Origin of the sequence: Vibrio sp. S17_S38, from assembly GCF_014694375.1 — a bacterium.
Classification (GTDB): domain Bacteria; phylum Pseudomonadota; class Gammaproteobacteria; order Enterobacterales; family Vibrionaceae; genus Vibrio.
Genome location: NZ_JAAUWW010000015.1, coordinates 89,358 through 105,256, shown reverse-complemented (window position 1 = coordinate 105,256; position 15,899 = coordinate 89,358). Strand labels below are relative to the sequence as shown.

Genomic DNA, 15,899 nt, shown 5'->3' with positions numbered 1-15,899 from the left:
AGCTGGAATATTAGAAATTAGCAATAGCTGAGCAAATAAGTGGATCAATATTAAAACGGTGAATTTTTAAAAAAGTGGATCAGATTTCAACTGGTGTTGACAGATGATAACAAATTTTATTATAAGGATGGAGATTTGCCGTTAATTCGATTGAGTTTATTGGCGTTTTATATAGTTTGTTGATTTAAGTGCTTTAGCTTTAAACAAATTAACAACATGACTAAATAGATAACACTGCCGCCCCAAACGACACTTTGCCATCCACCGTGTTGCCAGCAATAAATAAGATAAAAACCGCCTAAGCTTCCACCCACATAATAATGGACAAGATATAAAGCAGTCGCGCTGGCTTTGGCTATTTGTGCTTTTGAGCTAACCCAAGCATAAGCTAAAGAATGAGTGAAAAATGCACCAGAACTGATGAATAAGAGGGCGATTAGCATGGCGGGTAACGTCGGAATGAGGGCAATCAACATACCAGTCAAACTGATCACGGTGCCTAACACCATTCCTTTAATCGAAGAAAAGTATTGCACCCAGACGCCACTTAATCGCGAGGTGATTGTTCCGGTTAAGTAACACAAGAAAATTAGAGACACTAAACTTACCGGCAAAGAAAAAGGTTCGGCAACTAAGCGAAAGCCCATTACCGTATATAGATTAACGAATAAGGCAAAGTTAAGCCCGCCCAGTAACATGGCGAACCAAAGGATTGGGGTTTTAAAATGATGGAGCGTATCTTTAGTGTGGGTGACTAAACTAGTATTTTTGACTGTGAAATTTCGTTGTGCCGGAACAAGTATGGTTACCACGATGGCAATAATAAGGCTGAGTATCACCATGCCAATTACGGCAGCTTTCCAGCCCCAGTATTCACCGACCATACCGCCGAAAATTCTACCCGTGATCCCGCCTAGCGAATTGGCACTGATGTATGAGCCAACGGCAAGCATGAAAATTTTAGGTGGAAATTCTTCTGCCATGTAGGCTACCGCCACGGCAATGAATCCAGCTAATGCTATACCCATTATGGCTCGGGCGGCGATCAGTACTATAAGTTGATCTGAAAAAAGTAATAGTAAACCGACAGCAGGAGAGGCATATAAGCTGATGAATAGAACTTTACGACGCCCAATTTTTTCAGAGTAGATAGCCCAGGGCACTAATGACAATGCCAAGGTAAAAGTAGCGGCTGCTAACACCCAGTTTACTTGGGCCGCAGAAACAGAATAATGCTCGGCAATTAAAGGTAAGAGTGGCTGGAATAAATACAAGTTACAAAAAGAGATAAAAGAGCCGATAAAGAGCCCGAAGGTTGCTTTTCTAAATGGATTATTATCCTTTGTCGTCATATCAATTGCTTAGTCCAATACATATTAATAAATAGAGTAACAACTGTTGACTTAATACACCAATAGATCTACTCAGCCATACCCAAAGTAATTGAAGTTGCAGTGAGGCGACAAGCAAGTGAAGCCCCGTGAGCTTAGTTCACTAAGTGAGTGGGGTGAGCGAGCGTAGTCAACAAAGCTGCAGCTTTAAGTAATACGGGGATATAATCGTTTTTAGTTTTTTAATACCATATTTATGTGATGTAGTGTTTATGAACACGGCGCGTGATCCCGGTAAACAAGGTATACGCGATCGTATCGCAATGTTCGGCAACTTCAATCGCGAGAAGGTGTTTTCCCCACAACTCTACCGTTGAGCCTATTTTAACATCGGTAACATGAGTTAAATCGACGGTGAGCATATCCATCGATACCCGACCAATAATGCGAGTACGCTGTCCATTCACCATCACTGGAGTGCCATCTTTTGCATGACGCGGATAACCATCGGCATAACCAATTGCGACCGTACCCACTTTGGTTGGGGCTGAGCATACAAAACGTTGACCATAACCAATTGCTTCATTAATCGGTACATCATGTATTGCAATAATTTCAGAATGTAAGGTCATCACTGGCTGTAGCTGATCAGCCAAAGGATGAGATTCACTATAAGGTGACGCGCCATATAGCATAATTCCAGGTCTTAAATATTGTTGCCTTGCTTCGGGGTAACCTAACGTTGCAGCGCTATTGGCAAGGCTAATGTCGGCATCGAGTTGATTAAATATCGACTGGCAAAGTTGTATTTGCTGGTGGGTAATATTATCAGGTGCAAAGGCGGTATCTGCGCTGGAGAAGTGACTCATACAGACGACTTTTTCAACCTGTGGAAGCGCTTTTAATTGTTGATAAGCAAGTTGGTATTGCTCGGGAGGAATACCAAGTCTATGCATCCCACTATCCATTTTTAACCAAGTTGTGATAGGGGACTCTAAATCCGCATGGGCAATGAATTCAATTTGCTCGAAGCTGTGTACCGCGCACCAAAAATTATTGGCAGCAATCAGCGGAAGTTCATCAGTGCTAAAAAAACCTTCGAGCAATAAAATTGGCTGAGTAATGCCGGATTGGCGTAGTTCTAGTGCTTCCTCAATACAAGCGACACCAAAAGCATCTGCGTCATCTTTTAGTGCATGCGCCATTTTTACGGCACCATGCCCATAAGCATCCGCTTTGATGATCGCAACCGCATGTTGTCCATTAGCCAGTGTTTTTGCCAATTGGTAATTATGACAAAATGCAGTCAAATCAATGGTTGCAGTGGTTGGTCTAGCCATAATAACGCTCGATAGACAAACCTTCAGGATCGATGTCAGGTTGTTTCTGATTAATAATATCACTCACAAACTTGGCAGAGCCTAACGACATCGTCCAACCTAAAGTGCCATGACCGGTATTTAAGAACAAATTGGAATACTGAGTCCCACCTAAAATTGGTGTGCTATCTGGCGTCATTGGACGAAGACCAGTCCAAAACTCGGCTTTCGCTACATCAGCAGCACCGGGGAACATATCTTGCACCACAAAATCAATGCTGGCGCGGCGTTTTTCCGGTAACTCAAGATTATAAGAGGCAATTTCTGCCGTACCACCAACGCGAATGCGATCGTCAAAACGGGTGACCGCAACTTTATAGGTTTCATCCATAATGGTGGATTGTGGCGCGCGCGACTCATCTTCAATTGGAAGTGTGAGAGAGTATCCCTTGATTGGATAGATAGGCACTTTAATACCAATAGTGCTCAGGATTTGAGGAGAATAACTTCCTAATGCACACAAATAAGTATCACCAATGATCTCGCCTTTATCTGTCGTGACACTGATGATTTTCCCATTCGATTGATTGAGTTTTTTAATCTGAGTATCCATCATAAAGATGACGCCCATTTGTTCACATTGTTTAGCCAATTCCGTCGTAAACTTGAAGCAATCGCCCGTTTCATCACCAGGCAGATGCAACCCTCCCACAAATTTATCTTTTACATATTGCAAGGCAGGTTCATGTTTAACGCAACCAGCCATATCTAACGCTTGATGCTCAATGCCCAATTGTTTTAATACTTCAATATCTTTTTGCAGAGCATCAATTTGTTTCTGCTTTCTAAACAACTGTAAAGTACCCAATTGGCGTGCATCATAATCAATGTTGAGCTCACGACGTAAATCGACAAAACAATCACGGCTGTATTCCGCAATTCGCAACATACGCGCTTTGTTAACTTGATAACTTTGAGTATTGCAGTTGGCTAACATTTTGGTCATCCAAGATAAGGTATAACCATCGAGTTCTTTCATGTTGATCATAAAAGGTGATAGGTCTTGTAGCATCCAACCAATTGCTTTAAACGGTACGCCGGGCGCAGCCCAAGGAGAGCTATAACCGGGAGAAATCATTCCAGCATTACCGTGGCTAGTTTCCTGAGCAACAGTACTTTGGCGGTCGATAACGGTAACTTGATGGCCGGACTTCGCAAGATACCAAGCACTTGCCACACCGAGTACACCACCACCTAAAACGATTACATGCATACTTCACCTTATTAACAATAATGAAACATTCGATAGTGCTAATCATATTCCAAAATTAAGAGAATGGTGCTTTGTATTTTGCATTTTATTGGTATTAAACACTGTAATTTATAGTGAAATGCAGAATAAAAATTATTAAATAGTAGTGAAAATAAAAGTGAGATCTTGGTCATATTTTTATTTATGGTATTCGAGCTTTACCGTAATATGGCCACAAGTCGTCTAACGTTAAGTGTAGGAAAGATATGAAGCATTGGTTGTTTTTAGGTATTGCAATTGTTTCGGAGGTAATCGCAACCTCGGCAATGAAATCGGCCGAAGGCTTTACTAAGCTAGTACCATCCTTAATTGTCGTTGTGGGTTATCTGATTGCCTTCTACGGTTTATCAATGACGCTGAAAGTCTTACCTGTTGGGATTGCTTATGCGATCTGGGCAGGGCTAGGTATTGTATTAGTCGCTATTGTTTCGTGGTTCTTATACGGGCAGAAGCTCGATTTCCCCGCGATTTTAGGAATGGCTTTGATAATTTTGGGCGTCATTGTGATCAATGTTTTTTCTAAAACTGGTGGACATTAATAAAGATGAAAGAAAATAAATACGACGATAGTGAATTTTTCCAACAATACAAAAGTATGCCTCGTTCTCAACAAGGTTTAGAAGCGGCAGGTGAATGGCATCAACTAAAAGCTTTGTTTCCTGATGTAAGCGGGAAAGCCGTTCTTGATCTGGGCTGTGGCTTTGGCTGGCATTGCCGCTATGCACAAGAGCAAGGTGCTGCACAAGTTATTGGTGTCGATATCTCTCAAAAAATGCTTACCGAAGCAGCTAAGTTTAATACAAGTGATAAAATTAGTTATATCCAATCCGCGATAGAAGATATTGATTTTCCAGAGAAGAGCTTTGATGTGATCATTAGCTCATTGGCATTCCATTATGTGCAAGATTTTGCTGCGTTATGCCACAAGGTATTTGGATTACTTAAACCTAATGGCGTATTTTTATTCTCGGTTGAAAACCCCATTTTTACCGCGAATGAAAAACAATATTGGCAACTAAATGAGCAAGGTGAAATAGCACATTGGCCACTAGATAACTATTTTCATGAAGGCTTAATCAAAACTGAGTTTTTGGGTTGTACGGTTAAAAAATATCATCGAACTTATACCAATTATATTGCATCACTATTAAATGCTGGTTTTCAATTAAAGGCATTAGTAGAACCAACACCTTCGCAACAAATGCTTAATACGATTGATGGAATGCAAGATGAACTAAGACGACCAATGATGCTTATCCTTTCTGCATCAAAAGCATAAAGTAATGAGATGATTTGATCACTGAATTCGAGATAGGAAAAGCCATGACGTACGATGAATTCAATCAATTATGCCGCTCTATGACATCCACTACTTATGTGGTGCAGTGGAATAATGCTCATGTATGGAAAGTGGGTGGAAAAGTTTTCGCGATTGGTGGTTGGGGCGAGAAAAATAAACCGGCGTATGTATTTAAAACATCTGAATTAAATTTCGATTTTTTGAAAGAGCAGGAAGGCTATAAACCCGCGCCTTATTTCGCCTCACGTGGAATGAAATGGATACAGCATTTCGACACCCAAGCAAAAACAGATGAAGAACTGGGCTATTACTTAAAAGAGTCGTATCGAATAGTGTCATTAGGGTTAACCAAGCGTTTGCAAAAAGAGCTTGGATTGAATCAATAATTGTATTCTTTATGCTAGAAACTAGTTAAACATTGTCATTCTGAATAGCGACGAAGGAGTGTAGTTCAGAATCTCCTAAAGCGTGTTACTAACTGTTTTATGCCTAGAAATATAGTCATCCTGAAGAGTGAGGAACTAACGATGTTCAGGATCTCTAATAATGTGTTGGAACTCAATTCGCGGTAGAAGATCTCGTATCTTCTTCGCTTAGGCTCATGTACGAGATGACGTGGTGGAGACTTGATACTTATTTATACCTCGAGGCTAGCCAGAATTTGTCATTCTGGATAGCGACGAAGGAGCGTAGTTCAGAATCTGATAAAGCGTATTATTAACTATTTTTTGCTCCTTTATCATTTAGAGTTACTGTTCATTACAGCTTCATAATTCTATGTTTGACCAAATTCTTAGAATGAATCAATATGTGCCTAATTGATTAATTGCCAAATGAAACCGTATCTACTGATTTGGTGGCTATTCATCAATTTGGGAGCAGGATTGCCCACCATGAGCCCATCTTTGGGATCCTTACTCTTCATCAAATTTACCCGCTAATTATTAAAACAGTGGAATGGCGCTGCAATCACACTAAGCAATAGCTTGACTCAATAGAGTGAGTTACAGAGTTGCTTAGTAAGCCTGTAATATGAGGAGATGCTATAAAATGAATCGTCAATGCCTTTGTTTAACACCCAAAGAAATATAAATAACTACAAAACAAAATATCGGGAGCAATAGCAATACATGTCAGTTAGTTTTTACGATGAACGTATCCTAAACATACGAATCAAAAATAATAGCAAGGGATCTACTTTTTTGTTTGGTGCTGCACTAAGTCAAATAACTGATGGAGTCGGCATTCCAAACGTTGAAAGCGTTCTTGAATTTATTGACGAATATGCAATTGAGCAAGAAGTTTATGACCACTATTTCGAAGAAGCACATAGCTTTTCAGAACAGGATAGATACCAACAAGCTTTTAGCCTAATAGCCGGATTATGTGGTCAAGAGTCGGTAAATGAAATCATTAAGCGGGTAGTAGAAAGTAATATCGACGAGAACGGAAGACATCGAGTACCTAAAGCAATCAAAGACTTCGTTGCTAGTATCAAAAGCGGCAACATCGTAGTAAACAACATCATCACGACCAACTTTGATACGCTACTTGAAGAGGAGTTCAGGAATCAAGAAATTCAGTTCAACTCTTTTAGCGTGGTGGCAGATACTCAGCTCCCCAACGATGTAAACGACAATATCAATATTTATCATTTGCATGGTAGTTGGGAGCGTGGCGATTCAATGCACACGACGAATCAGTTGCAATCAAATAGAGACCGTATTGAAACTTCATTGCAAAACCTCATAGGCAATCAAAGTCTGGTGGTTATGGGGTATGGCGGATGGGATGATAGTTTTACTCGCTCTTTGGCATCTGCAGTTATTAACCCGCAGTTGAGCTACAATATCTTATGGTGTTTTTACGAAGGCAACAGCGCAGTTATAGAGCAAAGAGAAGCCCCGTTATTAAATAGTCTGAACGATGGCATGAGTCGCGGTCGAATACAATTATATAAAGGGATCGATTGCAATAAGGTGTTCGCAACACTGGCACAGGTAAGTGCAATAAAAAAGAGACAAATTGAGCAACGAGACATCGAACAAAAACGTTTAGAAACCATTAACTACTACAACATTCCAGATCGGCATTACAACAGTCAAACCCGTGGGCGAACTAGAAGTAAAGCAATACAAAAGTTGACAAAGCACAACTCATTGTTTGTAAGGTCACCATTAGGTTTCGGTGCATATGACTTCATCTATTCGCTAACGAACGCGGTATCAAGTAAAGACACTCACTGCGTGAGAGTGAACTGCTCAGAGGTTATTTCTCAAGCACAAATTGACCATCAAGTCCTTATGGATTCGGGGCAGCCTTTGTCGCAGCTTTCTTACTTACTTAACTTACGTGAAGATGATGTCCATTTCATTATTTTCGATAAGATTCGTGGTGACATGGATGCGGAAGCTTTGATGTATTTATCTAACCTTCCGAAGAGCCTAAACCTTATACGCAAGAATGTATTTTTCATCTACATGTCAAGTGTTGACATTAAACAATTTGACAAGTTGAAAGTCGAACTAAAAAAACTGGATAGAAACGACACTCAGCTTATTTTAGACAATCGATTTGACAAGCATAGCTTTACACATGCACAAATATCTCAGATATACGAATACTCGGAAGGTGTGGTAGAGAAGCTGGAACTAATAATGGACTACTTAAATGTTAGCTCTGTTGAAGAAGTTCTTTCAGATGCCGAGATGTTCAATGATGCGTTTCACTCAGAACACATTCCTAAAACCACGATGAATCAGATCAACTTATTATTCGATGAACCCTCAAAGGAGCCAGTGTTAAGGTATCTGAAAATTCTTGCCATTCTCAAGAATGGAGAAACATTGACCAATATTCGTAAGGCTGAAATGGGAACAGGTCTACATGCTAGGCATACAATGGAACTCATTAGACTAGAACTTGCCACAACAGTGCAATTAGATCTGGACTCTAAGCTAGTCAAAATTAACCCTATAATCAAAGACTACATGCTGAGTAAAATGACCCGTTCAGAGATATTGCAAATATCCAATGAGTACTTGAATGTTACTCTCATCCGAACGAAAAGGGGTGTAAAGCTCAGCTCTATCAATCGAAAAATCTCACAGTCTGGGTACAATACTGAAGAAGATAATACCTGTACCCTGCTTCGCAACGCGTTCGAAGAGTGTCGAGACAATATTCGTCATGCTGAAGAGACGGGAGAATCAACAGAGCTGTTATTAAGAAGAATGAATAAGCTATGCACTCTAAGCGGAGCGTATGTGTATTTACTTGAAAGTACATCTCGCTTCACGGAAACAATTACAGCTGTAGACAGTTTATTAGGTGTGATTAAAGAAGTCGATAGTGACCAATTGCATCGATATTATGGTCTAATGTCCAGCGCGTATAGAATGAAAGCCAACTACGATGAAGCAAAGGAGTACTTAGATTTATGTGAAGAGTTATGCCCAGAGTCGGATAAACAGACACAGGATATGATCTATAGGGAAAGATTGTACTTGCTTGAAAAAACGAACTGGGATATGGCGATTAAGCTCGCAAAATCACGAAAAAATGACTTCCACAGACATTCTGTTGAGAACATTATAACCGAAGCTCTGCTTGCAGAAAGTAAACCATCTGACCTTCATTTCCAAACCCTAGTTAAATTGGAGAAAAAAGCAAGAAAGCTTGGTCACTTTACAACGGCAAATAACATCTTGTTCACCATTAATCGAGAACGTACACATAGTGAGAAGATTAATAATCTCAATAAAGCAATACAATCAGATCAAAGTGAATATAACATTTGTCGCGCTAAGATATATAAACATCAAGCATATATTGAAATGGGACTTTTTGAACGCATTAAAGATAACGATATAAATGAACTTCTAAATATCTACGATTACCTATTCAGGCAAAAGTTTGACTCACTTTTCAATCAATGTCACCAGTTGCTCTGGGAAATAGCTGAACACAGGCAAATGCACGATGTGATCTTTTTGATATTTTTTAAAGGTACAATTGTGTGGCGTTTAAATTCTGACAATGAAAATGAAATGAAGTACAGAACTAAAATCAAAGAAATCCCGCAACCAAGGCTTCTGGAATTTCAACCATAAAAAGTTATACCATTACTGACAGAAATGACTAAAGAAGAACGTCACCCGCGTCGTTTGATGTTATCGCCGTATGGCATAGCGATGATCTGCTACAAAAGTGGGTTGTTTCTCTGTTAGAGGAAAAATACCTCACATAGGTTGCTTCGGTATCGCTCGCGTAACGCATTTTTGTCCAATTCACGCTTAAAAACACTAAACCTTTATTACAACAAAACAGCCCTGTGAGCAAAACTCACAGGGCTGTTTGAATACATCTAGATATTAATTAAATAATACGAGCTCGGAAGGTTTTACCTTTCATTTTACCATTTGAAATGATTTTAAGGGCTTTCTTGGCAACATCTTTTTGTACTGCTACATAAGCGCGAATATCGGATAAATTAATCTTACCGACTTGGCTACCTTGGATGCTTTGCTCGCCACCGGTTAATGCACCTAAAATATCACCTGCACGAACTTTTTGTTTCTTACCGCCATCAATTTGAATGGTCGCCATTTTAGCCACGAAAGGCGCATCAGATAACACATCAGCAGATGGCAGCGTCGATGGTGAAATCGCGATATCCATGTACTCATCAATTTGTGCGACTTTAAACATTTCTTTAGCAGAGAATAGGCTAAATGCCATGCCTTTGCTGCCTGCGCGGCCAGTACGACCAATACGGTGAACGTGAATCTCTGCATCACGAGCCAGTTCGAAGTTAATCACAGCATCTAAGTTTTCAACATCCAAACCACGAGCTGCAACGTCGGTTGCCACTAAAATTGATGAGCTTTTGTTAGCAAAACGGACTAGAGCTTGGTCACGATCGCGTTGCTCTAAATCACCGTGTAGAGCGATGACATCAAAGCCTTTGTATTCTAATTCATCGGCTAATTGTTGTGTCTCACGCTTGGTATTACAGAAAATTACAGATGACTCAGGCTTATGAGTTAACAGTAAAATTTGAGTGGCGCGTAAACGTTCTTCAAAGCTTCCGGCTTCATAGAAAAACTGGCTGATACTGGTGTTAGTATGTTGGCTTTCTACTTTTACTAGCTCTGGATTGCGCATGATGCGATCAGCAATTTTTTTAATCTCTGGTGGGAAAGTGGCACTAAAGAGTAAGGTCTGACGCTCTTTTGGTGCTTCCGCAATAATGGCATCTAATGAGTCTTGGAAACCCATATCTAACATGCGATCCGCTTCATCAAGAACTAGCGTATTTAGCTCAGACAAGTCAATACGACCTTTATCAAGGTGATCCAAAATACGGCCTGGCGTACCAACAAGGATATGAGCGCCATGTTCAAGCGAACCAATTTGTGGGCCAAATGGCATGCCGCCACATAAGGTCAATACTTTGATGTTATGAATGCCACGAGCCAATTTACGGATCTCAGTCGCGACTTGGTCGGCGAGTTCACGGGTTGGGCATAATACTAAGGTTTGTACACGGAAACGTTTCACATCTAAGTTGGCTAATAAACCCAAACCAAATGCGGCTGTTTTACCTGAGCCAGTTTTACCTTGCCCAATTACATCTTTGCCAGCCAGCATTAATGGTAGGCTGTCGGCTTGAATTGGTGTCATCGATTGATAACCTAAACTGTCTAAATTCTCGATTAATGCGCTATCAAGGTTCAGGCTATTAAATGCTGTGTTAGAGGTCGTTGAAGTCAAAGTTTGTTATTCCTAATAATAAATGCGCTCGTTAACCGAAGTATTACGCTTAACGAGTTATCAAATTGGTTGTGATTTTTGTTTTCTCATCATCACGTCATGTTAGCTGTTATAAATCTTATCAAAGTTGGCGGCGTTCCATCCCGCCATCATGCGATCGCCAATTTTTAGTACGGGAACACCACGCGCGCCCATAGCTTCTAATTCTTTACGGCCGCGTTGCAGTTGAGCATCACACAAACGGTACTTAATGCCCTTTGAATCTAAATACATTTTTGCGGCTTTGCAGTGTGGGCATTTTGCTCCCACGTATAAGACAACTCTTTTCATCGCCATAGTGATCTTTTAATCTTTATTGTTAAATAGGTAAGGGAACAATTTCTGTTTTTCCTGTTCGCTTAACGCCTCGACGCGAGCAATATTGGTATCGGGTATTGCTTCCGGATTAGGGTAATGCTTAACGGCTTTTGCCATGCTGTCTTCACGAATTAAGTGTAGAACAGGATAGGGGGCGCGATTAGTTAAATTTTCCGCATCATCTGGGCTTGCGCCTGCAAAACAATAATCGGGATGAAAAGTCGCCACTTGGAAAATACCTTCCCATTGTTCTTGCTTGAGTAGAGCATCTACCCAATCTAAAAAGAAGTTGTAATTATCGAAATCACTGAGCATTTTCGGGATCACGACTAAGGTGGTTTCTAATTCTTTCACATCGGTTTGTGCTAAACGAGTGAACTCTTGAAACACATCTTCGAGTAACGTTTCTTCTACTTGAGCATCGGATACAAAGATACGAATTTGTTCATTTCGTTGCGGCTTGGCGGCAAAAGGACATAAATTTAATCCAATTACGACATCGATCAGCCATTGTTCTACTTGAGATTCAATCTCTGCAAAAGTAGGAATAGACATGTGAACCTCAAATAATTAATCGCGCCGTATTCTAGCATAGTTAACCTCATCTATTGATCTTAATAATCTGCACCTTGCTAAAAATTACAGGTATAATTGCCGACAGAATATTTTCAATTAAGACTTAGAGAGCACCTGAACTCATTATGGCTAAATTAACTCTTCAAGAACAAATGCTGAAAGCTGGTTTGGTGAACAGCAAAAAATTGGCAAAAGCAAAAAAAACATCTAAAAAATCACGCGTCCAAGCACGTGAAGCGCGCGAAGCGGTTGAAGTGAATAAACAAGCGCAAATTGAGCGTGATAAAGCATTAAGTGCTCAGCAAAAAGAAGCCACACTGTCGAAAGAAATGAAAGCGCAAGTCAAACAGCTTATTGAGATGAACCGAATTACGATTCGTGATGGTGAGATTGGCTATAACTTTACCGATGGTACTACAGTTAAAAAGCTTTACGTTGATAAAGAAACGCAAGCAGAACTCACGAAAGGCCGATTGGCGATTGCACGTTATGTGGCAAAAAGTGGTGAAGAAGAAGAGTACGCGATTATTCCAGCAAGCGTGGCGGATAAAATTGCCCTGCGCGATGAAAATACGATTGTGCTGAACAATGTATTAAGCAAAGAAGAACAAGATGAAGACGACCCATACGCAGATTTCGTCGTACCCGATGATTTGATGTGGTAATTCCTTAAACAGATATATACCCGTCTTACCTGAAGCTGCAGCTTTGTTGGCTACGCTCGTTCACCCCACTCACTTAGTGAACTAAGCTCACGGGGCTTCACTTGCTTGCCGCCTCACTGCAACTTCAATTACTTTGGGTATAAATAAATTACATAAATGAGCCTCAGTTATCTGAGGCTTTTTTGTGACTGATTATTTTTGATTAAACTTATGCACAAACTCAAGCGCCTGAATGATGATCTCATCACTTAAATTTAGAGCATTATCGCCAACATACCATTCAAAATAACAGCTATTTGGTAGCTGCCCGACCTGAAAACCATTACACAACCAAATACCCAGCTCATGAGCTAATTTAGAACGCATTTTTTCTGCTTCATCTACATTCATCGATAAATGAACATGTAGTATATTGGATTGTGGTGCGCTCGGATTGAGCTGCAAGCTTGGACTGTATTTTTGTAGTAATAGGTAAAGCTGTTGAGTCCGGTCAAATAAAGCAGGCATTTGCTCTAATCGTTGCTCAAATTGCATCATTGCTGAAAAAGCATAAGGCGAACGTTTAAAGACATTGCCACCTTCGCGTTTCACTCGAATGCGAGCTTTATCAATCAAAGTCTGCTTACCGAGTAACATTGCGCCAGCAAATGCACCAATGCCTTTATAAAAAGAAACATAAACAGATTGAAATCCATCGGCGATTTCAGCATGAGTTTTGCCATAATAAGCGGCAGCCTCCCACAAACGAGCGCCATCCATGTGTAAATGAATGTCATGTTGCTGGCAATGGTCTTTTATATCTTGAAGTTGCTCCCACTGTGGTAGTTGACCACCAATTTCGCGCATAGGTAATTCATAAACAGCAGCAGTAATATTATCGGCGTGGCTGGCTAAATCTGAAGTTAGCCAAGGTTGATACGCATCACCAGTTGGGAGTGCAGTGAAGCGTCGTAAGAATTGAAAGTTTTGGGCTTCATGTTTATTGATATGACAGCTAGAATGCATTGCCACTACAGGGTTCGAGACTTGCTCACATACCGCATCTAAAACCACCGCTTGTGCCATGGTTCCTGTGATCACAAATAATCCTGCTTCAAAGCCAAGCAGTTGTGCAATTTCTTGTTCGAATGCCTGTAGAGCCTCTCCGCTACCATACACATCATGTTCAATATCATTTTTTTCACACCAACGAGACAGTGCCAAAAAATCTTGAGCCGCGGTTTTGGTTGCATGACCCGCTAGAAAATATTGGCAGCTATTTTTATCGTCGCTCATCTAATAATCCTTATTTTGAATGACTTATATAGGGAGTTTATCCGAATAGCTGTAAATAATCACAAAAACAAAGCATCATGCTAATGACGATTTTATGGATATTCTCATTAACTCGAACTGCATTGTTAACCCTTACATCATTGCAATGTAAACGTTAACATTTAGGTGAGTGTTTGTGATGAACCGCCAAGAAAAAAACGGAAGATAAGATTAAGGTAATGGGATCTCAACAATAACTGGAGCAATCATGTCTTATATCGCAAACCCTGAACGCTATACTTCAATGCAATACAATCGTTGTGGGAAGAGTGGTTTAAAACTTCCGGCGGTATCGCTAGGTCTTTGGCATAATTTTGGGGATATTAATCAGTTTTCAAACAGCCGTGATCTTATTTTACATGCCTTTGATTTAGGTATTACTCACTTTGATTTAGCCAATAACTACGGGCCGCCACCGGGCAGCGCAGAAGAAAATTTTGGTCGTGTTTTGAAAAAAGACTTACGCCCTTACCGTGATGAATTAGTTATTTCTAGCAAAGCGGGTTACACCATGTGGGATGGTCCTTATGGTGATTTTGGCTCAAAAAAATATTTAGTGTCGAGCTTAAATCAGAGTTTGAAACGTATGAATCTCGATTATGTTGATATTTTCTATCATCATCGCCCAGATCTTGATACGCCATTAGAAGAAACTATGAGTGCATTGGATTTAATCGTGCGCCAAGGCAAAGCGCTATATGTTGGTATTTCAAATTACCCTGCGGAATTGGCACAACAAGCAATTGAAATGCTAAAAAAAATGGGAACACCGTGCTTGATTCATCAGCCTAAGTTTTCGATGTTTGAACGTACTCCAGAAAATGGTTTATTGGATGTTCTAGGCGATAATGGAGTGGGTTGTATTCCATTTTCTCCATTAGCGGGTGGACGATTAACCGATCGTTATTTGCAAGGTATTCCAAGCGATTCACGCGCAGCAAGCAGCAGTATTCATTTGAATGTTGAAACTGTTGAAGCGGAGCGAGGTAAAGTTCTTCAGTTAAATGCTATCGCCCAGCAACGTGGTCAAACGATGGCACAAATGGCGTTAGCTTGGGTGCTACATCATAAAAGTGTAACTTCAGTTTTAATTGGCGCAAGTAAGAAGCAGCAAATTACCGATGCGGTCCAGATGCTTGCTAATCAAGAGTTTAGTGTACAAGAACTTTCTCAAATTGAAGGAATTTTACGCGGTTGATTTCTAATTCTGTTATGCTTGGTTGTGAAACATTTCCATTCAAGAAAAGGATGCTATAAGAATGAAATTATACGAGTTTGCACCAAACCCAAGTTCTCGTCGTGTTGGAATATTTTTAAAAGAATTGGGTGTTGAACTGGAAACCGTTCAGCTTGATGTTAGAGCAGGCGAAAACCTCAATGAAGAATATTTAGCCAAAAGTATTACTGGCAAAGTGCCTATGCTGGAGTTGGATGATGGTACTTGTATCAGTTAAACGATCGCGATTTGTCGCTATCTTGCTGAGAAAAAAGGAGATTTAACGCTTTTTGGCAAAACACCTGTTGAAGCCGGTTTAGTTGAAATGTGGCAACGCATTGTGGAGTTGGACGGATTATATGCGGGCTTCCAAGCATTCAGAAATTTATCGGGTGTTTATAGTGACCGTGAACGTTGTGTGAAAGCGTGGGGGGTTGAATCAAAACTTCGTGTACAAGAATTTTTGCCAAAGCTTGATAAGCAGCTATCTTCACACCAATTTATTGCTGGCGATAAGTTAAGTGTTGCAGATATTACGGGGTTCTTATTCGTTGGGATTGTATGTTTGAAAGCTTTAGAAATTGATGCTTTAAGCGATTACCCGAATATCACACGTTGGTTTGAACAAGTATCACAACGTCCGGCTTTTCAATAGAAGTAGCTTTGCAATAGAACCTGTTTTTAAATAAAAAGAGCCGTTGATATTCAATATCTCTTTTCTCGGTAATAATAGA

13 protein-coding genes and 2 pseudogenes are annotated in these 15,899 nt (G+C 40.2%); 8 read left to right on the top strand and 7 right to left on the bottom strand.

Annotated elements, in window-relative coordinates; genetic code table 11:
* Positions 1-167 precede the first annotated feature (167 nt).
* From HC725_RS12540 to HC725_RS12530, 3 genes are all read right to left on the bottom strand, one after another.
* Positions 168-1,352, bottom strand: coding sequence for an MFS transporter (locus HC725_RS12540; protein WP_190332158.1), 1,185 nt, complete (start codon positions 1,350-1,352; stop codon positions 168-170).
* A gap of 233 nt (positions 1,353-1,585) precedes the next feature.
* A complete protein-coding gene (gene alr, locus HC725_RS12535) occupies positions 1,586-2,671 on the bottom strand; it encodes an alanine racemase (RefSeq protein ID WP_190332157.1) in 1,086 nt (361 codons plus the stop codon).
* On the bottom strand, positions 2,664-3,923 hold the full coding sequence (locus HC725_RS12530; RefSeq protein WP_190332156.1) for a D-amino acid dehydrogenase: 1,260 nt from the start codon (positions 3,921-3,923) through the stop codon (positions 2,664-2,666). The genes alr and HC725_RS12530 overlap by 8 nt, the downstream gene beginning before the upstream one ends.
* A gap of 245 nt (positions 3,924-4,168) precedes the next feature.
* Between HC725_RS12530 and HC725_RS12525 the strand changes: the two genes are divergently transcribed.
* The 5 genes and pseudogenes from HC725_RS12525 to HC725_RS16725 all read left to right on the top strand — a co-directional run.
* Positions 4,169-4,501, top strand: coding sequence for a DMT family transporter (locus tag HC725_RS12525; protein ID WP_190332155.1), 333 nt, complete (start codon positions 4,169-4,171; stop codon positions 4,499-4,501).
* Positions 4,502-4,506: 5 nt separating this feature from the next.
* Positions 4,507-5,241 (top strand): class I SAM-dependent methyltransferase, encoded by a 735-nt coding sequence (locus tag HC725_RS12520; RefSeq protein ID WP_190332154.1) that lies wholly within the window; start codon positions 4,507-4,509, stop codon positions 5,239-5,241.
* Between the two features lie 44 nt (positions 5,242-5,285).
* Positions 5,286-5,648 carry an MmcQ/YjbR family DNA-binding protein gene (locus tag HC725_RS12515; protein WP_190332153.1) on the top strand — a complete coding sequence of 121 codons (363 nt, stop codon included), beginning with the start codon at positions 5,286-5,288 and terminating at the stop codon, positions 5,646-5,648.
* Between the two features lie 744 nt (positions 5,649-6,392).
* Positions 6,393-9,374, top strand: coding sequence for an SIR2 family protein (locus HC725_RS12510; protein ID WP_190332152.1), 2,982 nt, complete (start codon positions 6,393-6,395; stop codon positions 9,372-9,374).
* A 41-nt stretch (positions 9,375-9,415) separates the two neighbouring features.
* Positions 9,416-9,511 (top strand): annotated as a pseudogene (locus HC725_RS16725) (LysR family transcriptional regulator); the annotation flags it as partial.
* Between the two features lie 128 nt (positions 9,512-9,639).
* On the opposite strand, the gene dbpA reads toward HC725_RS16725, so the two are convergent.
* The 3 genes from dbpA to HC725_RS12495 form a co-directional block, all read right to left on the bottom strand.
* Positions 9,640-11,037, bottom strand: coding sequence for an ATP-dependent RNA helicase DbpA (dbpA, locus tag HC725_RS12505; RefSeq protein WP_190332151.1), 1,398 nt, complete (start codon positions 11,035-11,037; stop codon positions 9,640-9,642).
* A gap of 102 nt (positions 11,038-11,139) precedes the next feature.
* The gene (locus tag HC725_RS12500; protein WP_153447081.1) at positions 11,140-11,367 is read right to left on the bottom strand and encodes a glutaredoxin family protein; all 228 of its coding nucleotides are present in this window, start codon (positions 11,365-11,367) and stop codon (positions 11,140-11,142) included.
* 15 nt (positions 11,368-11,382) lie between these two features.
* Positions 11,383-11,949, bottom strand: a complete 567-nt coding sequence (locus HC725_RS12495; RefSeq protein ID WP_190332150.1) for a DUF1415 domain-containing protein — start codon at positions 11,947-11,949, stop codon at positions 11,383-11,385.
* A gap of 146 nt (positions 11,950-12,095) precedes the next feature.
* On the opposite strand from HC725_RS12495, the gene HC725_RS12490 reads away from it, so the two are divergent.
* Positions 12,096-12,635 (top strand): DUF2058 domain-containing protein, encoded by a 540-nt coding sequence (locus HC725_RS12490; protein ID WP_190332149.1) that lies wholly within the window; start codon positions 12,096-12,098, stop codon positions 12,633-12,635.
* A 192-nt stretch (positions 12,636-12,827) separates the two neighbouring features.
* Here HC725_RS12490 and HC725_RS12485 read toward each other — a convergent pair whose 3' ends face one another.
* Entirely contained in the window at positions 12,828-13,910 is a 1,083-nt protein-coding gene (locus HC725_RS12485; RefSeq protein WP_190332148.1) for a threonine aldolase family protein, read from the bottom strand.
* A 247-nt stretch (positions 13,911-14,157) separates the two neighbouring features.
* On the opposite strand from HC725_RS12485, the gene HC725_RS12480 reads away from it, so the two are divergent.
* On the top strand, positions 14,158-15,147 hold the full coding sequence (locus tag HC725_RS12480; RefSeq protein ID WP_190332147.1) for an aldo/keto reductase: 990 nt from the start codon (positions 14,158-14,160) through the stop codon (positions 15,145-15,147).
* A 61-nt stretch (positions 15,148-15,208) separates the two neighbouring features.
* Positions 15,209-15,820: pseudogene (locus HC725_RS12475) on the top strand (glutathione S-transferase family protein).
* Positions 15,821-15,899: the final 79 nt, after the last annotated feature.